Annotated in this window: 12 protein-coding genes; 6 read left to right on the top strand and 6 right to left on the bottom strand. The window is 65.5% G+C overall.

Annotation, left to right across the window (positions count from 1 at the left end; genetic code table 11):
• Positions 1 to 2: 2 nt before the first annotated feature.
• Entirely contained in the window at positions 3 to 2,354 is a 2,352-nt protein-coding gene (locus tag QPK27_RS08355) for a Tex family protein (RefSeq protein WP_290417762.1), read from the bottom strand.
• Positions 2,355 to 2,653: 299 nt separating this feature from the next.
• Here QPK27_RS08355 and QPK27_RS08350 point away from each other — a divergent pair, with 299 nt between their 5' ends.
• On the top strand, positions 2,654 to 5,770 hold the full coding sequence (locus QPK27_RS08350) for a DEAD/DEAH box helicase (RefSeq protein WP_290417761.1): 3,117 nt from the start codon (positions 2,654 to 2,656) through the stop codon (positions 5,768 to 5,770).
• A gap of 67 nt (positions 5,771 to 5,837) precedes the next feature.
• Here the strand turns inward: QPK27_RS08350 and QPK27_RS08345 are convergent, their stop codons facing one another.
• Entirely contained in the window at positions 5,838 to 6,086 is a 249-nt protein-coding gene (locus QPK27_RS08345) for a DUF3297 family protein (protein ID WP_290417760.1), read from the bottom strand.
• A 167-nt stretch (positions 6,087 to 6,253) separates the two neighbouring features.
• Here QPK27_RS08345 and QPK27_RS08340 point away from each other — a divergent pair, with 167 nt between their 5' ends.
• The 5 genes from QPK27_RS08340 (at position 6,254) to QPK27_RS08320 (ending at position 15,618) form a co-directional block, all read left to right on the top strand.
• Entirely contained in the window at positions 6,254 to 7,372 is a 1,119-nt protein-coding gene (locus tag QPK27_RS08340; protein WP_290417759.1) for a HAMP domain-containing sensor histidine kinase, read from the top strand.
• A gap of 104 nt (positions 7,373 to 7,476) precedes the next feature.
• Complete coding sequence (locus QPK27_RS08335; RefSeq protein WP_290417758.1) at positions 7,477 to 8,157, top strand: response regulator transcription factor; 681 nt, start codon at positions 7,477 to 7,479, stop codon at positions 8,155 to 8,157.
• A gap of 292 nt (positions 8,158 to 8,449) precedes the next feature.
• Complete coding sequence (locus tag QPK27_RS08330) at positions 8,450 to 9,160, top strand: transposase (RefSeq protein WP_290417757.1); 711 nt, start codon at positions 8,450 to 8,452, stop codon at positions 9,158 to 9,160.
• 252 nt (positions 9,161 to 9,412) lie between these two features.
• Positions 9,413 to 14,119 (top strand): glutamate synthase-related protein, encoded by a 4,707-nt coding sequence (locus QPK27_RS08325; protein ID WP_290417756.1) that lies wholly within the window; start codon positions 9,413 to 9,415, stop codon positions 14,117 to 14,119.
• 35 nt (positions 14,120 to 14,154) lie between these two features.
• Positions 14,155 to 15,618 carry a glutamate synthase subunit beta gene (locus tag QPK27_RS08320; protein ID WP_290417755.1) on the top strand — a complete coding sequence of 488 codons (1,464 nt, stop codon included), beginning with the start codon at positions 14,155 to 14,157 and terminating at the stop codon, positions 15,616 to 15,618.
• Positions 15,619 to 15,695: 77 nt separating this feature from the next.
• Here QPK27_RS08320 and QPK27_RS08315 read toward each other — a convergent pair whose 3' ends face one another.
• The 4 genes from QPK27_RS08315 to QPK27_RS08300 are packed head-to-tail and all read right to left on the bottom strand — an operon-like array spanning position 15,696 to position 20,579.
• Entirely contained in the window at positions 15,696 to 17,402 is a 1,707-nt protein-coding gene (locus tag QPK27_RS08315) for a 6-pyruvoyl-tetrahydropterin synthase-related protein (RefSeq protein ID WP_290417754.1), read from the bottom strand.
• Complete coding sequence (locus tag QPK27_RS08310) at positions 17,399 to 19,129, bottom strand: 6-pyruvoyl-tetrahydropterin synthase-related protein (protein ID WP_290417753.1); 1,731 nt, start codon at positions 19,127 to 19,129, stop codon at positions 17,399 to 17,401. Before QPK27_RS08310 ends, QPK27_RS08315 begins: the two co-directional genes overlap by 4 nt.
• Positions 19,126 to 20,130 (bottom strand): glycosyltransferase family 2 protein, encoded by a 1,005-nt coding sequence (locus QPK27_RS08305; protein WP_290417752.1) that lies wholly within the window; start codon positions 20,128 to 20,130, stop codon positions 19,126 to 19,128. The genes QPK27_RS08310 and QPK27_RS08305 overlap by 4 nt, the downstream gene beginning before the upstream one ends.
• Positions 20,131 to 20,165: 35 nt before the next feature.
• Complete coding sequence (locus tag QPK27_RS08300; RefSeq protein WP_290417751.1) at positions 20,166 to 20,579, bottom strand: GtrA family protein; 414 nt, start codon at positions 20,577 to 20,579, stop codon at positions 20,166 to 20,168.
• Between the last annotated feature and the right edge of the window lie 135 nt (positions 20,580 to 20,714).

Genomic DNA, 20,714 nt, shown 5'->3' with positions numbered 1-20,714 from the left:
GCTTACTTCATCAGCTTGGCGAATGCCGCCGCCATCGCATTGCCGGACGGCGGCGCCGCGCGTTCCTGGCGCTGGTGCTGGGCCACGCGCTTGGCGTCGACGCGGTCGCCACGTTGTTCCGGACGCGAACCCGCCTGCGGCGCGCTGTCGCTCAGGCGCATGGTCAGCGCGATGCGCTTGCGCTTTGGATCCACTTCCAGCACCTTGACCTTCACCACCTGGCCGGCCTTGACCACCGTGTGCGGGTCTTTGACGAACGTGTTCGACAGCGCCGAGATGTGCACCAGGCCGTCCTGGTGCACGCCGATGTCGACGAACGCGCCAAAGGCCGCGACGTTGGTCACCACGCCTTCCAGGATCATGTCGACCTTCAGGTCCGAGATCGCTTCCACGCCTTCCTTGAAGGTGGCGGTGGTGAATTCCGGACGCGGGTCGCGCCCCGGCTTTTCCAGTTCCTTCAGGATGTCGCTCACGGTCGGCACGCCGAACTTCTCGTCCGCATACCTGGCCGCGGATAAGCCTTTGAGCAATGGGCCATCGCCGATCACTGATTTCACGTCGCGCTTCACGTCCGCCAGGATCTTCTCGACCACCGGATACGATTCCGGGTGCACCGCCGACGCGTCGAGTGGATTGGCGCCGTTCATCACGCGCAGGAAGCCCGCCGCCTGTTCAAACGTTTTGTCGCCCAGGCGCGGCACCTTTTTCAGCGCCGCGCGCGAAGCGAACGCGCCGTTGCTGTCGCGGTAGGCCACGATCCCCTGGGCCACCGTGTTCGACAGGCCCGACACGCGCGCCAGCAGCGGCGCCGACGCCGTGTTGACGTCCACGCCGACCGCGTTCACGCAGTCTTCCACCACCGCGTCGAGCGAACGCGCGAGCTGGGTCTGCGACACGTCGTGCTGGTACTGGCCGACGCCGATCGACTTCGGATCGATCTTCACCAGTTCTGCCAGCGGGTCTTGCAGGCGGCGCGCGATCGAGACCGCGCCGCGCAGCGACACGTCCATGTCGGGCAATTCGCGCGACGCGAATTCGGACGCCGAATACACCGAGGCGCCGGCTTCCGACACCACGATCTTGGTCAGCTTGAGTTCCTGGTTCTGCTTGATCAGGTCTTGCGCCAGCTTGTCGGTCTCGCGCGAGCCGGTGCCATTGCCGATCGAGATCAGCGACACATTGTGTTTCGCGGCCAGCCTGGCCAGCGTGTGCAGGGCCCCATCCCAGTCGTTGCGCGGCTGGTGCGGATACACGGTGGCGGTATCGACCACCTTGCCGGTGGCGTCCACCACCGCCACCTTGACGCCGGTGCGCAGGCCCGGGTCCAGGCCCATGGTCGCGCGCGGGCCGGCCGGCGCCGCCAGCAGCAGGGCCTTCAGGTTGCGCGCGAAGACGCCGATCGCATCCTGTTCGGCCTTGTCGCGCAGTGCGCCCATCAAATCGGTCTCGAGGTGCATGAAGCTCTTCACGCGCCAGGTCCAGCGCGCGGTGTCCTGCAGCCATTTGTCGGCCGCGCGGCCTTGCGCCTTGATGCCGAATCGCGCCGCGATGCGGCCTTCGCACGGATTGAGCGGCGCATCCCACTTCGGTTTCTCGGGTTCCGAATCCAGGCGCAGCGTCACGTCCAGCACGCCCTCGCGCCGTCCGCGCAGCAGCGCCAGCGCGCGGTGCGACGGCACTGCATGCAGCGGCTCGTTGTAGTCGAAATAGTCGGCGAACTTCTCGCCTTCGTCTTCCTTGCCGGCGACGACTTTCGATTCCACCACGCCGTGCTCCTGCACGTACTCGCGCAGCGACTGCAGCAGCTCGGCGTCTTCGGCGAAGCGCTCCATCAGGATCTGGCGCGCGCCGTCCAGCGCCGCTTTGGTATCCACGACGCCCGGATTGGCGCCGCCATCGGCGTTGGTGAAGGCTTCGCGCAGATAGTCTTTCGCAATGCTTTCCGGATCGAGCGCCGGATCGGCCAGTAGCGCATCGGCCAGCGGCATCAGGCCGGCCTCGATCGCGATCTGGGCCTTGGTGCGGCGCTTCTGTTTATACGGCAGGTACAGGTCTTCGAGGCGGGTCTTGTCTTCGGCCAGCGCGATCGCCTGCATCAGCTCCGGCGTCATCTTGTTCTGTTCCGTGATCGAGCCGATGATCGCCGCGCGCCGGTCTTCCAGCTCGCGCAGGTAGCGCAGGCGCTCTTCCAGCAGGCGCAGCTGGGTGTCGTCGAGACCGCCCGTGGCTTCCTTGCGGTAGCGGGCGATGAAGGGCACGGTGGCGCCTTCGTCGAGCAGGGCGATGGCGGCGGCCACCTGGGCCGGACGGGCGGCCAGTTCTTGGGCGAGGCGTTGTTCGATGGAAGGCAGCATGGGCAGTCGGAAAGCGAAGAGCAAAAACGGAGGTGCGAAAAAATCAGGCAGGCATGCGTGATGCGATGTTGTGGCAAGTGTGTAGCAACTGAGTCAAGCAACCAATGATACGCAAACATGAACGATACGCCAGTCTTGACAGCGTAATCCGAACATGAGAGAACAACCGGTTGAGATGAAAACGCGGCATTACGCACGGATGAGATTTGCCTGCTAAGTGCGATTCCGAACAAAACGGAAGTGTTCGCATGCGAGATAATGCCCGTTATTGCCTTTTTTGTTACCTGCCACGAGACCCAATGACCACAGTCGATTATCTTCGCGAGAAAGCCGGCGAGCTACCCGCGGCCCGCGCTCCCGCACGTGCTCCCGCCCTGCCTGCGCCCGTGGTCAGCTGGCTCCAGCGGGTCGAAGCGGCGGCGCATCCGCAGCCGAAGCTGACCGACGAGGTCGCGGATCCGAAGGCGGCGCAGTACAAGTTCGTGTACGTGATGGCGCCCACCAGTGGCGGCCGCCACGTCGCGGTCTGCCTGTGCAAGGCGCGCCTGCGCGCCAACGGCGAAGTGGCCGCGGCCAGCCCGGTGAGCGAAGTGTTCTCGCTGCTGTCGGCGCCGCCCGCCTACCTGGAAGGCGACGACGTCGACCTGGTGCGCTTCTTCATCGCCATGCGCAGCGGCTCGTCGCAGGGCACCAGCGCCACCGAACCGAAAGGCAAAGTCGGCGCGATCCTGCTGCAGATGCTGCTCGAGCAGGGCAAGCTGCTGTGGGCGAACTCGTGGTCCGACATGGCCAATGGCCTGGTCTATCCGCTGCAGGCGGGGCCAACCCGCCTGGCCAGCCTGGCCTGGCGCGACGAAGGCCGCACCGCCAAACTGGGGTGGTCGGTGGCGCCGGTGAACGGCGCCGCCACCCACAGCGCGGCCGACCAGATCGACTACATGCTGCCGACCGATCCGCCGTGGTACATCGACAACCTGTCGTGCGGACCGCTGGACCTGAATCGCGGCGGCATCGACATCTCGCTGGCCGAGCTGCAGGCGCTGGTGGCGCAGGCGCCGCTCTTGAGCGGCACCGACAAGAAGCGCGTGTCGCAGCTGCTGCTGGCGCACGGCCTGCAGCAATTGATGCCGCTGCCGCAGCCGCTGACCCAGCGCCTGCGGAATGACGTCAAGCCGATTCCACACCTGCTGCTAGACTCGGTGCAGCTGGCCGACGGCGGCGTCACGCGCTGGCACGACTTCGCCGTGCTGGCCTACGACTACGACGGCCAGCGCGTCTCGTTCGATCCGTCGCAGCGCGTGGTGCGCCAGATCGGCGACCTCACCGAGATCATCGAACGCGATCCGAAGCTTGAAAGCGACGCCCTGGATAAATTGGGCGAACTGGGCTTCCGCAAACCGGCCACCGCGCCGTTCAACGCCATGGCCGGCGCGCTGCAGCTGGAAAGCCAGGCGCACTGGCTGCGCTTCGCCGAGGGCGACCTGGATGCGCTGTCCGACGCCGGCTGGCACGTGCAGAAGTCGGCCAAGTACCGCTACGACGTGGTCGCGGTCGAAGACTGGTATGCCGACATCGACGAACCGGCCGAAGCAGGCAATGCCTGGTTCGAGCTGGAGCTGGGCATCGTGGTGGCGAAGAAGCGCGTGCCGCTGCTGCCGGTGCTGGTGCAGCTGATCCGCAGCGCGCCGCTCGAATTCGATCCGAGCGTACTGGCCGCGCACCAGGAAGCCGACCAGATGCTGGCCGTGCTGCCGGACGGCGTGCGGGTGGCGCTGCCGTGGGGCCGCCTGAAACCGATCCTGGCCACGCTGGGCGAGCTGTATTTCAACGACAAGATCAAATCCAAGGTGCGCCTGTCGACGCTGGATGCGGCGCGCCTGGAAGAACTGGCGCGCGGCGTCGAGCTGCGCTGGACCGGCGGCGAGCGCCTGCGCGAGACCGGCCGCAAACTGAGCCAGTTCGGCGCGGTGAAAAAAGTGGAAGCGCCCGCGGGCTTGCAGGCGACCTTGCGCGACTACCAGCTCGACGGCCTGTCGTGGATGCAGTTCCTGCGCGAGTACGACCTGGGCGGCATCCTGGCCGACGACATGGGTCTCGGTAAAACCGTGCAGACGCTGGCCCACATCCTGACCGAAAAGGAAGCCGGCCGCCTGACCAGTCCCGCACTGGTGATCGCGCCGACCAGCCTGATGACCAACTGGTTCGAGGAAGCCGCGCGCTTCGCGCCGAGCCTGAAGGTGCTGCTCCTGCAGGGCAAGGAGCGCATGGACCAGTTCGACCAGATCGACCATGCCGACGTGGTCCTGACCACCTACGCGCTGCTGCCGCGCGACGAGGAAGAGCTGCGCAAGCACCACTATCACCTGGTGATCCTGGACGAATCGCACTACATCAAGAACACCCGCTCGAAAGCGGCGCAGACCGCCGGCTCGCTCGACGCGCGCCATCGCCTGTGCCTGTCGGGCACCCCGCTCGAGAACCACCTGGGCGAGCTCTGGTCGCAGTTCCACTTCCTGCTCCCGGGCCTGCTGGGCGACGAGAAAACCTTCAACACCCAGTTCCGCCATCCGATCGAACGCCAGGACGATCCGGTGCGCCGTGCGCTGCTCAATCGCCGCATCCGTCCGTTCCTGCTGCGCCGGACCAAGGACCACGTGGCCAAGGAGCTGCCCGAGAAGACCGAGATGGTGCGCCGCATCGAGCTCTCGGGCCCGCAGCGCGACCTGTACGAAACGGTGCGCCTGGCGATGGACAAGAAGGTGCGCGAAGAGATCGACCGCAAGGGCGTGGCGCGCAGCCAGATCGTGATCCTGGAAGCGCTGCTCAAGCTGCGCCAGGTCTGCTGCGATCCGCGCCTGGTGAAGGCGATGCCGGCCAAGAAGAACACGGCGGCGGTGTCGGCCAAGCTGACGGACCTGATGCAGATGGTGGAAGACCTGCTGGGCGAAGGGCGCAAGATCCTGGTGTTCTCGCAGTTCACCAGCATGCTCGGCCTGATCGAGGAAGAACTCGACGCACGCGGCATCCGCTATGCGCTGCTCACTGGCGAGACGCGCGACCGCTCGGCCCAGGTGGCCGCCTTCCAGCAGGGCGCGGTGCCGATCTTCCTGATCAGCCTGAAGGCCGGCGGCGTCGGCCTCAATCTGACGGCGGCCGACACCGTGATCCACTACGACCCGTGGTGGAACCCGGCGGCCGAAAACCAGGCCACCGACCGCGCCTGGCGCATCGGGCAGGATAAACCGGTGTTCGTGTATAAACTGATCGCCAAGGGCACGCTGGAAGAGAAGATCCAGCAGCTGCAGCAGAAGAAGTCGGAGCTGGCGCAGTCGATCCTGTCGGAAGGCGAATCGCAGAAGATGGCGCTGACGCAGGAAGATCTGCAGGCGATCTTCGCGCCGCTGGAAGAAGGCTGATGCGGATGTGAACAAGAAACAGGGCGCCAAGTGCGCCCTGTTTCATTTACGTGTATTACTGCGAGAATTACTTGTAAAACGCTTCGACCTTGCCCTTCAGCTTGATCAGCATCGGCTTGCCCTTGCGGTCCAGGGTCTTGCCGGCGGCGACCTTGATCCAGCCTTCGCTCAGGCAATATTCTTCGACGTCGTAGCGGTCCTTGTCGTTGAAACGGATGCCGACTTCGTGCTGGAACACGTCACGGTTGTGGAAAGGGCTGCTCGGATCGATCGAGAGCCGGTCTGGGAGTGGGGGGAGGGTTGCGGTATCGGTCATAGTGCGCGAATTATCGCGCATCTCCCGCCACCGTGGCGCAATTGTTTCGCGTTCCGCGCGCGGGACAAAACTCTGTTGAAACATATTATTCCTGCAGATATTGAACAGCAGAGCTATACTTGATAGTAAACACAACACAATTTACAGTTGGTTAAGAAATTATTCCTATGAAGTCCAGCCCGACCGCCGCCTCGTCCACCGTCCCGGATTCGTCCGAGGCGGCGGGCCTGCCGACGCTCGACCAGTTCCGGACCATGGCCGAACTGGGCGGCGACGTCGCCTTCAGCATCGCCTTGCCGGAAGGCCGTCTGGCCTACCTGAGCCCGAGCTTTGCCGAGCTGAGCGGTCATGACGCCGCCGCCCTGCAGGGCGCGCTGGACGGCATCGGCCCGGCGCCGCTGGCGCCGCTGGGCGCCTGGCTGACCGAAGCGTCCTACGGCGTGCCGGGCGAGCGCTGTGTGCGCGAATTCGATTTGCCGCATGCCGAAGGCCGGCCGCTGGCGCTGGAAGCGATCGCGACCGTCGTGCAGGGCGAAGATTCGTCCACGGCCCTGGTCGGCCTGTTGTGCGACCTGTCCGAGCGCCGTGCCTACCTGGCCGAGCAGAAACGCTTCGCCAGCATGCTGAACCACGAATTCCGCACCCCGCTGGCCACCATCGACGGCGCCATCCAGCGTCTTGAAGCGACCTCGAGCCAGGCCGACGACGCCACCCGCCAGCGCTACCGCAAGATCGGCGCCGCGGTCGACCGCCTGATCGGAATGCTGGATGAATATCTGTCGCCGGACCGCATGGCCGCGCTGGGCCGCACGCGCCAGCCGAACACGATCACGGTGCGCGACCTGGTCGAGACCGGGGTGCAGCAAGTGCGCGCCGCGCACCGCCAGGCTCTGCTGGAAACCGAAGAGTTGCCGCTGATGCTGCGCGGCGAACCGGAAGGCTTGCGGCTGGCGCTGAAAGTATTGATCGACAACGCGCTGGCCTTTTCGCCGCCCGGCAGCCCGGTCACCCTGCGCGCACGGCGCAGCGGCGGCGGGGTCGAGCTGGCGGTGCTGGACGGCGGCGACGGGGTGGCGCCGGAAGATGCCGAGCGGGTGTTCGACAAGGGCTACCGCGGCAAGAACGCGGCCGGCATGGCGGGCAGCGGGCTGGGTCTGTACATGGCCCGTTCGATCGTCGAAGTGCACGGGGGGATGCTGAGCCTGGCGCCCCTGCCGGAGCAGGAGCAGGAGCAAAAACGGGGAGGCGCCGAATTCCGCCTCTGGATGCCGGCGCTTGGAATGTAGAGGAACAACTCCTTGCCTCAGTTAGCCTCAACAGTGATAATCGGGATCGACCCGGTATGGATAACGCTAACACGGCTGGGTAACGAGACCAACATGGCCAACGCATGACGCAGATATTGATTGTTGAAGACAATGGCGAGTACGCCGACGACATGGCCGAGTTCCTTACCGAACTCGACCATGAGGTCACGATCGCCAGGACGGCCAGCGAGATGTGGGCGGCGCTGACGCGCACGCCCGCGGCCGTGGTGGTGCTCGACCTCGGCCTGCCGGACGAGGACGGATTCAACGTGATTCCGCGCATGCGCCAGCTGTATCCCGAGATCGGGCTGCTGGTATTGACCGGCCGCGTGGCGTTCGACCACCGCATCCTGGGCCTGCGCCTGGGTGCCGACCACTATCTGACCAAGCCGATCAAGTTCCCCGAGCTGGCCGCCCACATCGAAGCCCTCGACCGCCGCGTGCGCCCGCCCGATCCGGCGCCGGCCCCGAGCAAGTGGACCCTGCGCGTCAGCGCGCGCCAGCTGCAATTGATGGACAAGACGATCGACCTGACCGAAAAAGAGTGCAACTTCCTGCACCTGTTGACGATCAACACCCGTCCGGTCCCGCGCCACGTGATCGTGGCCGGCATGGGCGGCGAAGACCCGGACGCCAGCCGCCGGGTCGACATGCTGGTCTACCGCCTGCGCAAGAAAGCCCGCTCCGGCCTCGGCCAGGACCTGCCCCTGCGCAGCGCCTACGGCGAAGGCTACAGCCTCTCCGCCGGCTTCACCCTCGCCTGACCCCGGCGCCCCCACGGCGCCCCCATCCCCCCTCTGATTAGGGTCAGAGTAGAATTGTTGGCCAATATCCACTCGGACAATTAGGGTCAGAGTCGAATTATTGGCCAATTTATTCGCTTATATGGCCGTTAGGACTCGATTTCGCTAAAAAGGGACAGAGTCAACGGTCTTCGGGATCTGTTCATCAATAATTAGGGACAGAGTCAAGTCAATTTGGGCCGAGCTTGCGATTAATTAGGGACAGAGTCATTTTTACGCGGTAGAATCGCTGCTCAACAATGAAGCAGACGCCATGGCCCGCCAACCCCGACTCATCGTTCCCCAGCAACCGCACCACGTAATCCAGCGTGGCAACGACCGCCAGGTGATCTTCCGCGAAGAGGCCGACTACCAGCGTTTCCTGGTCTGGCTCAAGGATGCGGCGCGCTTCTACGAGGTCGCGATTCATTCCTATGTCCTGATGCCGAACCACCTGCACCTGCTGGCCACGCCCGCCGACGCCACCGGCCTGGCGCTGATGATGCAGAAGCTCGGCCGCCTCTACGTTCCCTGGTTCAATCACAAGTATGAGCGCACCGGCGGCCTGTTCGAAGGCCGCTTCCGCACCTCGCTGATCGACACCGACCGCTACTTCATGACTTGCAGCCGCTACATCGAGCTCAATCCGGTGCGCGCCCAGATGGTGGCCGGACCGGGCGACTATCCCTGGTCCAGCTATGCGCACCACGCCGGCGCCAAGGTCGATACCTTGGTGGCCGACCACGCGCTGTTCTGGGCGCTGGGCAATACGCCGTTCCAGCGCGAGGCCGCCTACATGGACATGGTGCAGCAGGGTCTCACCACGGAAGAGGTCGAATTCATCACGCTGTCGATCCTGAAGAACCAGCCGCTGGGCTCGAATGGTTTCAAGACCGACCTCGAGCGTAAAACCCAGCGCCAGATCTTGCCTGCCAAGCGCGGACGCCCGTTTGCGCGTCCTCTACCACCGCTTCCACAGCCCTGAGCGGCACGAATTACCCCTCTGACGGCACGGTTATCCGTGCCGTTTTTGCATCTGCATTCCTATAAAAATCAAAGGCTTAACAAGTCATCCGCAGCCGATCCAATTCTGTGATTGACTCTGTCCCTAATTAATCCCTCCCGCAAAAAGTTGTCAAACAATTCGACTCTGACCCTAATTGTTTAGGTTGACGGGGGATTTTGCATTGCACTATTCTCGGCGTTCGACCCTCGAAAAAGCTGTGGAGAACGCCTCATGATTGCCCAAGGTTTGTATGACCCCGCCAATGAACACGATGCCTGCGGCGTCGGCTTCATCGCCCATATCAAGGGCAACAAGAGTCACTCGATTGTTGAACAGGGTCTGCAGATCCTGAAGAACCTCGACCACCGGGGCGCGGTCGGCGCCGATGCGCTGATGGGCGACGGGGCCGGCATCCTGATCCAGATCCCGGACCAGTTCTACCGCGACGAGATGGCGAAACAGGGCGTCGAACTGCCGCCGCCCGGCGAGTATGGCGTCGGCATGGTGTTCCTGCCCAAGGAACACGCGTCGCGCATCGCCTGCGAACAGGAAATCGAACGCGCCGTGCGCATCGAGGGCCAGGTGGTGCTGGGCTGGCGCAACGTGCCGGTCGACGAGACCATGCCGATGTCGCCCTTCGTGCGCGCCAAGGAGCCGGTGATCCGCCAGATCTTCATCGGCCGCGGCCCGGACATCATGGTCACCGATGCGCTCGAACGTAAACTGTATGTGATCCGCAAGTCGTCCGGCCACGCGATCCAGGCCCTGAAACTCCTGCACGGCAAGGAGTTCTTCGTGCCGTCGATGTCGGCGCGCACCGTGGTTTATAAAGGCCTGCTGCTGGCCGACCAGGTCGGCGTGTTCTACAAGGACCTGCAGGATCCGCGCTGCATCTCGGCCCTGGCCCTGGTGCACCAGCGTTTCTCCACCAACACCTTCCCCGAGTGGCCGCTGGCCCACCCGTACCGCCTGATCGCGCACAACGGCGAGATCAACACCGTCAAGGGCAACTTCAACTGGACCCGCGCGCGCGAAGGCATCCTCAAGTCGGCGGTGCTGGGCGACGACCTGCAGAAGCTGTTCCCGCTGATCTATGAAGGCCAGTCCGACACCGCCTGCTTCGACAACGCGCTCGAACTGCTGATCATGGCCGGCTACCCGATCGGCCAGGCGATGATGATGATGATTCCCGAAGCCTGGGAAAACCATCCGGCGATGGACGACAACCGCCGCGCCTTCTACGAATACCACGCTGCGATGATGGAGCCGTGGGACGGCCCGGCCGCGATGGCCTTCACCGATGGCCGCCACATCGGCGGTACCCTGGACCGCAACGGCCTGCGTCCGGCGCGCTACGTGATCACCGAGGACGACCTGGTGGTGATGGCGTCCGAATCCGGCGTGCTGCCGATTCCCGAATCGCGCATCGTCCAGAAATGGCGCCTGCAGCCGGGCAAGATGTTCCTGATCGACCTGGAAGCCGGCCGCATCATCGACGACAAGGAACTCAAGGACACCTACGCCAACGCCAAGCCGTACAAGGCGTGGATCAAGTCTGTGCGCATCAAACTCAATGAAATCAAGCTCGCCGAGAGCCAGCAGCGCACCCAGGACGCGCAAGGCGAAAAGCCGGCGCTGACGCTGCTCGACCGCCAGCAAGCCTTCGGCTACACCCAGGAAGACCTGAAATTCCTGATGGCGCCGATGGCGGTGCTGGGCGAGGAAGCCACCGGCTCGATGGGCAACGATTCGCCGCTGGCCGTCACCTCGAACAAGCTGAAACCCCTGTACAACTACTTCAAGCAGCTGTTCGCCCAGGTGACCAACCCGCCGATCGACCCGATCCGCGAAAGCATGGTGATGTCGCTGGTGTCGTTCATCGGCCCCAAGCCGAACATCCTCGACACCAACAACGTCAACCCGCCGATGCGCCTGGAAGTGGCGCAGCCGATCCTGGGCTTCGACGACATGGCGCGCCTGCGCGGCATCTCGCAGCACACCGGCGGCAAGTTCAAGGCCTATGAGCTGAACATCTGCTATCCGGTCGCCTGGGGCAAGGAAGGCATCGAAGCCTCGATCGCCTCGCTGTGCGCGGAAGCGGTGGACGCCGTCAAATCCGGCCACAACATCCTGATCGTCTCGGACCGCCGCCTGTCGCCCGACCTGGTCGCGATTCCGGCGTTGCTCGCCACCTCCGCCGTGCACCAGCACCTGGTGGCGCGCGGCCTGCGCGCGTCCACCGGCCTGGTGGTGGAAACCGGCTCGGCGCGCGAGACCCACCACTTCGCGCTGCTGGCCGGCTACGGCGCCGAAGCCGTGCACCCTTACCTCGCACTCGAAACCCTGACCGAGCTGGCCCACGGCCTGCCGCACGAGATGTCGGCCGAGACGGCGAGCTACAACTACATCAAGGCGGTCGGCAAGGGCCTGCTGAAAGTGATGTCAAAGATGGGCATCTCCACCTACATGTCCTACTGCGGCGCCCAGATCTTCGAGGCCGTGGGCCTGAACAAGTCGCTGGTCGACAAGTACTTCAAGGGCACTGCCTCGAACGTCGAGGGCATCGGCGTGTTCGAGGTAGCCGAGGAAGCGCTGCGCCTGCACGCGCTGGCCTTCGGCGCCGACCCTGTGCTGGCCAACGCACTCGACGTCGGCGGCGAATACGCCTTCCGCGTGCGCGGCGAAGACCACCTGTGGACGCCGGATGCGATCGCCAAGCTGCAGCACTCGACCCGTGCCAACAACTATTCCACCTACAAGGAATACGCGCAGCTGATCAACGACCAGAGCAAGCGCCACCTGACGCTGCGCGGCCTGTTCGAATTCCGCATCGAGCGCGAAAAGGCGATCCCGCTGGACGAAGTGGAACCGGCCAAGGACATCGTCAAGCGCTTCGCCACCGGCGCCATGTCGCTCGGCTCGATCAGTACCGAAGCCCATGCCACGCTGGCGATCGCGATGAACCGCATCGGCGGCAAGAGCAATACCGGCGAAGGCGGCGAAGACCCGCTGCGCTACACCAACGAATTCAAGGGCATCGTCATCAAGAAGGGCGAGACCCTGGGTTCGGTGCTCGGCGCCGACCGGGTAGTGGCGGACATTCCGCTGGAAGACGGCGACTCGCTGCGCTCGAAGATCAAGCAGGTGGCCTCGGGCCGCTTCGGCGTCACCGCCGAGTACCTGAACTCGGCCGACCAGATCCAGATCAAGATGGCGCAAGGCGCCAAGCCGGGCGAGGGCGGCCAGCTGCCGGGCCACAAGGTGTCCGAGTACATCGCTTCCCTCCGCTTCTCGGTGCCGGGCGTGGGCCTGATCTCGCCGCCGCCGCACCACGACATCTATTCGATCGAAGATCTGGCACAGCTGATCCACGATCTCAAGAACGCCAACCCGCGCGCCTCGATCTCGGTGAAACTGGTGTCGGAAGTCGGCATCGGCACCGTCGCCGCCGGCGTCTCGAAGGCCAAGGCCGACCACGTGGTGGTCGCGGGCCACGACGGCGGCACCGGCGCCTCGCCGCTGTCGTCGGTGAAGCACGCCGGCACGCCGTGGGAACTCGGCCTGGCAGAAACCCAGCAGACGCTGGTGCTGAACGGCCTGCGCAGCCGCATCCGCGTGCAAGCGGACGGCCAGATGCGCACCGGCCGCGACGTCGTGATCGCCGCCATGCTGGGCGCCGACGAAATCGGCTTCGCCACCGCACCGCTGGTGGTGGAAGGCTGCATCATGATGCGCAAGTGTCACCTGAATACCTGCCCGGTCGGCGTCGCGACCCAGGATCCAGTCCTGCGCGCCAAGTTCCAGGGCAAACCGGAACACGTGGTGAACTACTTCTTCTTCGTGGCCGAGGAAGCGCGCCAGATCATGGCGCAGCTGGGCATCCGCACCTATGACGAATTGATCGGCCGCGCCGACCTGCTCGACAAGTCGAAAGCGATCGGGCACTGGAAGGCGCAGGGCCTGGACTTCTCGAACATCTTCTACCAGCCGAAGGTCGACAGCCCGCGCGCCCTGTTCCACACCGAAGAGCAGGACCATGGCCTCGATAAGGCCCTGGACCACAAGCTGATCGCGCAGGCCAAGGCGGCGCTGGAGAAGGGCGAGCGCGTCTCGTTCATCTCGCCGGTGAAGAACCTGAACCGCACCGTCGGCGCCATGCTGTCGGGCGAAGTCGCCAAGCGCTATGGCCACGCCGGCCTGCCGGACGACACCATCCACATCCAGCTGCAAGGCACCGCGGGCCAGTCGGCGGCAGCGTTCCTGGCCGGCGGCATCACGCTCGACCTGGTCGGCGAGGGCAACGACTACGTCGGCAAGGGCCTGTCGGGCGGGCGCATCATCGTGCGGCCGAATACCGAGTTCCGCGGCCGCGCGGTCGACAACATCATCGTCGGCAATACCGTGATGTATGGCGCGATCTCGGGCGAAGCCTTCTTCAACGGCGTGGCCGGCGAACGCTTCGCGGTGCGCAATTCGGGCGCCACCACGGTGGTGGAAGGCTGCGGCGACCACGGTTGCGAATACATGACCGGCGGGACCGTGGTGGTGCTGGGCGAGACCGGGCGCAACTTCGCGGCCGGCATGTCGGGCGGCGTGGCTTTCGTGTACGACCCGAAGGGCGACTTCGCGGGCCGCTGCAATACCACCATGGTCAACCTGGAGCCGGTGCTGTCCGCGCGCGAGCAGCTTGACCCCGCGGCCTGGCACAGCCAGACCCGCGACGGCGAGCGCGAGGCCGATGAGGTCATCCTGCGGCGCCTGATCGAACGCCACTTCAAGTACACCGGCAGCACGCGCGCGCGCAACCTGCTCGACGACTGGGCCAACAGCCGCGCCAAGTTCGTCAAGGTGTTCCCGACCGATTATAAGCGCGCGCTCGAAGAGATGCATTTCTCGAGCATGGAAGAAGCGAACGACAAGATCGAGCTGGCAGCGTAACGCCTGCAGCGCTGACCGACTGACAAGGAAAACAGATGGGTAAAATCACCGGCTTCATGGAATTCGAACGGCAGGAAGAGGACCACCTCGAACCCGCCGCGCGACTCAAGAACTACAAGGAATTCACGATCACCCTGACCGACGCGCAAGCCAAGGTCCAGGGCGCGCGCTGCATGGATTGCGGCATCCCGTTCTGCAACACGGGCTGCCCGGTCAACAACATGATCCCGGACTGGAACGACCTGGTCTTCCACAACAATTACCGCCACGCGCTGGAAAACCTGCACTCGACGAATAACTTCCCCGAGTTCACCGGCCGCATCTGCCCGGCCCCGTGCGAATCGGCCTGCACCCTGGGCATCAACAACGATCCCGTAGGCATCAAGTCGATCGAACGCAAGATCATCGACACCGGCTGGGAACACGGCTGGGTGGTGCCGCAGCCTCCCGCCGCCAAGACCGGAAAAAAGGTCGCCATCGTCGGCTCCGGCCCGGCCGGCCTGGCCGCGGCCCAGCAGTTGGCGCGCGTCGGCCATGACGTCACCGTGTTCGAAAAGAGCGATCGCGTGGGCGGCCTGCTGCGCTACGGCATCCCCGATTTTAAAATGGAAAAGGGACTGATCGACCGCCGGGTCGAGCAGATGCAGGCCGAAGGTGTAACGTTCCGCACCGGTGTCCTGATCGGCAAGGACTTCCCGGCCAGCGTCAGCAACATGGCGCGCGACACCATCTTCCCGGAAGACCTGGACAAGGAATTCGACGCCGTGATCCTGGCCGGTGGCGCCGAGCAGCCGCGCGACCTGCCGGTGCCGGGGCGCCAGCTGAAAGGCGTGCACTTCGCGATGGACTTCCTGCCGCAGCAGAACCGCGTGAATGCCGGCGACAAGCTGAAGGACCAGCTGAAGGCGACCGGCAAGCACGTGGTGGTGATCGGCGGCGGCGACACCGGTTCGGACTGCGTCGGCACCTCGAACCGCCATGGCGCCGCGTCGGTGACCCAGTTCGAGCTGCTGCCGCAGCCGCCCGAGCACGAGAACAAGCCGCTGGTCTGGCCTTACTGGCCGACCCGCCTGCGCACCTCGTCGTCGCACGAGGAAGGCTGCGAGCGCGACTGGGCGGTGGCCACCAAGCGCCTGGAAGGCAAGGGCGGCAAGGTCGAAAAGCTGATCGCCTGCCGCGTCGAATGGAAGGACGGCAAGATGCTTGAGGTGCCGGATTCGGAGTTCGAGATGAAGGCCGACCTGGTGCTGCTGGCGATGGGCTTCGTCTCGCCGGTTCAGCAGGTGCTGGACGCGTTCGGCGTGCAGAAGGATGCGCGCGGCAATGCGCGCGCCACGGTCGATGGCGAGACCGCTTACCAGACCTCGAGCCCGAAAGTGTTCGCGGCCGGCGACATGCGCCGCGGCCAGTCGCTGGTGGTGTGGGCGATCCGCGAAGGCCGCCAATGTGCGCGCGCGGTCGACGAATTCCTGATGGGGGCGTCGACGCTGCCGCGTTGATCCATCTTGCAGGGCTTGTCCCTGCAATGCAAAAGGCCGCCGGAGTGATCCGGCGGCCTTTTTTGTCTAGCTGCGCTTCAGGCCCGCTTCAATGCTTCCTGCAGCGCCGGCTCGCCTTCCAGGTGCAGCGGCCCGGCGTTGCCTGCGCGCCGCCGCGCCAGCATCAGCAGCGCCAGCAGCACCGCCAGCGCCGCCGCGCTGACCCACAGGCCCGCGACTTCGACCGGCAGGCGCACGTAGCGCAGCGCCAGCGCGTGCTGCCCGGCCGGCACGTCCATCAGGATCGTGCCGGTGGCCGGATCGAGGCGCCAGTCCACCACCTTGCCGTCCAGCGTCGCCTGCCAGGCCGGGAAGCCGAACACCGGCAGGCGCAGGCTCACCGCGCCCGGTGCGTCGACCGTCAGCGCGTAGCCGTGGCTGCGCTTGTCGACGTCGCGGCACGTGACGCCAAGCCGCGCGCAATCCTGCGCCAGCGAACCGTTCTCCGCATAGTCCTTCCACTGCGGGCCGCGCGCGCCGAGCAGGTATTCCGGCTGGCCGAAGCGGCCGCTGAAGTACTGCTCGTGGGTCTTGATCGGCTCACCGTTCCTGGCGATCTTCAGTTCCAGCAAGGCGGTCTGGCCGCACTGGCCCAGGATCAGCAGCACGGCGGCGATGCGCGTGACCTTGCTCCAGCGCTTCCAGGCGCCTTCGCCCAGCTGCATCATCAGGGCGATGCTGGCCAGCAGCGAAGCCACGAACATGAAGCGGTACGGGAACTGGAGCTTCTGCATCGGTCCCAGAGTCGCATACAGCGGATAGGCCAGCTCGGTGCCCAGCGCCAGCGCGCACAGGGCGACCCAGCCCAGGCGGCGCGCCTTGACCATGCCGGGCGTGAGCGGCTGGGCTCCGGCGCGCACGCTGCGCGGCAGCAGCACCAGCAGCACCAGGCCCAGGCACAGCAGCGAGAACGGCCACTGCACGCCGAACCAGTAGGTGCCGTGCACGAACTGCGACACCAGCGGCAGCGCGAAGCAGCGGCGCCAGTTGAAGCCTTGCTCCCAGCCGTCCGGGTTGATCAGCGCCATCTGGGTCACGGCCGGATAGACGAAGAAGGCGGCCAGCGCCAGTCCCAGCACGATGCCGCCCAGCCAGGCGGCGTGGTCACGGATCGTGTGGGCGCGCGGCGCAAACACGATCAGCCGCGCCATGCCGGTGCACAGGAGGGTCATCATGCCGCTCAGCAGATGGCTCAGGCAGATCAGCGCCAGCAGCGGCGCCAGCATGCGCGCGCGCGGCTTGTCGCGCATGCTTTCCAGCGCGAACAGGAGGCTGAACGGAATGCTCAGGCTCCACGGGAAGGCCGCCAGGTGGGTCGACATGAAGAACAGGGTCGGACAGGCCACCACGAACATCGCGCCCAGCAGCGCGGTGCGCTGCGGGTAGCGGCGCAGGAAGCGCCAGTACACGACGCCCGCCACCATCAGGAAGGGGACGGCCGCCGCCAGCACCAGCGCGCGCCGGGGACCGACGCCCAGCCACACGAAGAAGCTGGTGATGTAGTAGAACAGCGGCTGGTAATAGAAGAACGACGGATCGCCCAAGCCGCCCTGGGCCTCATGCGCCCAGCGCGGCAGCAGCCAGCCGTCCTGCAACGAGGTGTAGAACTGCTCGACCCAGCGCAGGTGCACCGCGATGTCGTTCTGGAACGCCAGCCTGAGGCTCACGGCCGGGTACAGCCAGAGCAGGGCGACGAACAGGATCAGGATCAGTGCGCCCAAGGGACGCTTGTGCGATTCGGTCATGCTTGATCTCCATGCGGACGGCGGCGTTTCACGAATCCGGCCGCCAGCATCAGCAGCACGATCGCCAGCGCCAGCGCGCTGATGGCGCGGCCGGTGGCGTCGGCCGCCAGCCCGATCCAGCGCAGGGCGACTTCATGCCGGCCCGGCGCCAGCCGGGCCACCACCACGCCGGTGTCGGGATCGGCCACCAGGCTTTGCGGCGCGCCGTCGACCACCAGCTGCCAGGCCGGATAGGCGAACATCGGCAGCCGCACACTGACCGCGCGCGGGGTCTCGACCGTCGCCGCGAAGCCATGGGTCCGATCCGGTTGCGCCGGCGTGCAGGCGATCTGCAGGCGCAGGCATTCGCCGATCAGGCCACCGTCGGCGACGTACTGGCGCCATTGCGGGCCGCGCACCGCCGGCAGGTATTCCGGCTGGCCGAACACGCCCTGCATGTATTGTTCGCGCTGCGGCAGATCGAGGCCGCCCTTGTGGATCTGCCACTGCAGCAGCAGCGTCTGGGCGAAATAGGCGGCGAAGATCGCCAGCGCCGCCGCGCGCAGCAGCCGGTTCCAGCGAGACCAGCCGCCTTCATACAGGTGCAGCATCAGCGCGATGCTGGCCAGGATGGTGGCCACGAACACGAAGCGGTACGGGAACTGGATCTTCTGCAGCGGCGGCAGTAGCGCATACAGCGGATACGCCAGTTCGCTGCCCAGCGCCAGCGCCGCCAGCGCCACGATCGTGAAGCGGCGCGCCAGCACCTGGCCCGGTGTCGGCGTCTCGGGCCGCCGGGCCAGCAGCACCAGCAGGCACATGGCCAGCGCGAACACGGCGAACGGCCACTGGATCGCGGCCCAGCGCAGGCCGTACTGCATGAAGGTGAAGGTCGGGAAGGCAAACGCGCGGCGCCAGTCGAAGTTGTCGCCGCCGGTCCAGCCCTGCGGATTGATCAGGTCGAGCTGGGTCACCGCCGGATAGACGAAGAAGGCGGCCAGCGCCAGGCCGAGCGCCACGCCGAGCAGCCAGGCGCCGTGGCGCAGGATGTTATGGCGGGCCGGGAAGTGCAGCACCAGGCGGCCGACGCCGGTGGCCATCAGCGCGATCAGGGCGCTGAGCAGGTGGCTCAGGCACAGCACGGCGAGCAGGATGGCGACCCGCGCCGGACGTGGCTCGTCGCGGGTGCTTTCGCGGATGAACAGGATGCTGAACGGCAGGCTCAGGGTCCAGGGATAGGCGGCCATCTGCGCTGCCAGGAAGAACAGCACCGGGCAGAACACGACGAAGCAGGCGCCGATCAGCGCGCGCCCGGCGCCATAGCGCTTCAGGAGCGAGAACTGGACGATCAGGCCGAGGATGACGAACGGCGTCAGGGCGCCCAGCAGCAGCGCGCGCGGCCCGCTCACGCCCAGCAGCGACCAGGCGCTGGTGATGTAGTAGAACATCGGTTGGTAATACGAGAAGGTGGGGTCGCCCAGGCCGCCGAACGAGGCCCAGGCCCAGCGCGGCAGCAGCACACCCTCCTGCAGCGCGGCCAGGAACTGATCCGACCAGCGCAGGTGCACCAGGATGTCGACCTGCTTCGGCAGGCGCAGTTCGATCAGCGGCTGCGCCCACAGCAGCAGCACGAAAGCCAGCAGGACCAGCGCCGACAGCACGCCGGCCAGGACAGGGTTCAGGCGCGTGCGGGCGCCTCGCGCGGCGGGGAGGGCGCCGGCGCCGCCGGCCGGCGGCAGGGCGCTCATGCGCCCGGTTCCTCGCGCTTGCTGAAGCTGCCGTCCAGTTCCGACGGAACCAGGCGGTTGATCAGGTACAGCGGACGGCGCTTGACCTCGTTGAAGATGCGGCCCACGTATTCACCCAGCAGGCCGACCGAGATCAGCTGCACGCCGCCGAGGAACAGGATCACCGCCATCAGCGACGGGTAGCCGCGCACCGGATCCGAGAACAGCAGCGCCTTCGAGATCACCACCACCGCGTACAGCAGGGCGAAGGCGGCGATCGCCAGGCCGGCGTAGGTGCTGACCTTGAGCGGGGCCACGGTGAACGAGGTGATGCCTTCGATCGCGAAGTTCCACAGCTTCCAGTAGTTCCACTTGGTTTCGCCGGCCGCGCGCGGATCGCGCCGGTAGGGCAGGGGACGCGACGGGAAGCCGATCCAGGCGAACAGGCCCTTCATGAAGCGGTGCTCTTCGCGCAAGCCGCTGAGCGCCTCGACGGCGCGCCGGCTCATCAGGCGGAAGTCGCCGGTGTCCTTCGGGATGTCGACCCGGCTGACCTGCTTGATGATGCGATAAAAATACTTGGCGGTGAGTTTCTTGAACCAGGTCTCGCCGTCGCGCACGGTGCGGGTGCCGTAGATCACGTCGTAGCCTTCGCGCCAGCCTTCCAGCATGGCGGGAATCAGTTCCGGCGGATCCTGCAGGTCGGAGTCGAGCACCACCACCACGTCGCCCTTGGTGTAGTCGAGGCCGGCGCTCAGGGCGATCTCCTTGCCGAAGTTGCGCGACAAGTCGACGACCGTGACGTGCGGATCGCGCTCGCGCAGGGCGTGCATCAATTGCAGGGTGGTGTCGCGGCTGCCGTCGTTGACCAGCACGATCTCATAGGCGCAGCCGATGCCGATCATGACCTCGGTCACGCGGCGGTGGAATTCGCCCAGCACTTCCTGTTCGTTATAGGCGGGTGCGACCACCGAGATCGAGGGCATGGCGGCCGCTCCGCGCGGGGTAAGGGCGGCTTTCAATCCTGGTCCGGGCGGGGGAACGGCGACTGCGGGGTTTACCGATAGATCCATTTTTTGCTCACAACGAAATTAATGAAAAGAACGAGGACGGTGGCGACGACTTGGGACAGCAGGAAATGCAGGCCGGCACTGCTCAGCCAGCCGACGATGGCGCCGTTCAGGAGCGCGCCCAGCACCGACAGCGCGACGAAGCGCGGAATCGTCTCCCGGTGCGCGCGCTGGGTCGCGAAGGTGTACCGACGGTTGAGCAAGTACACCACGCAGGCGCCGAAAGCCGCGCCGGTGAAGGCCGCCGGGCCGGGCGCGACCTCCAGCAACATCACCAGCGACAGGAAGATCGCATAATGAAGACCGGTTGCTGCAGCACCGACGAAGGCGAATTTGAGAAACTGCACGCCATTGCGGGCGCGCTCGCCAGATAGCCAGGATGGGGTGGCAGGCTTGTTCATGGCAAGAACCTTGACTTAAAAGTAAGCATTATATTAACAACTGGAAATGACAGGTGCGTTTTATGTGAAGTAACAACATTTTTTTATGGACAAAACTAAACGCCTTCCGTGTTTATATAAGAGAAGTAGAAAACG

It is taken from the genome of Massilia sp. YIM B02443, assembly GCF_030411955.1.
Lineage (GTDB): Bacteria > Pseudomonadota > Gammaproteobacteria > Burkholderiales > Burkholderiaceae_D > Telluria.
This window is presented reverse-complemented; position numbering and strand designations above follow the sequence as displayed.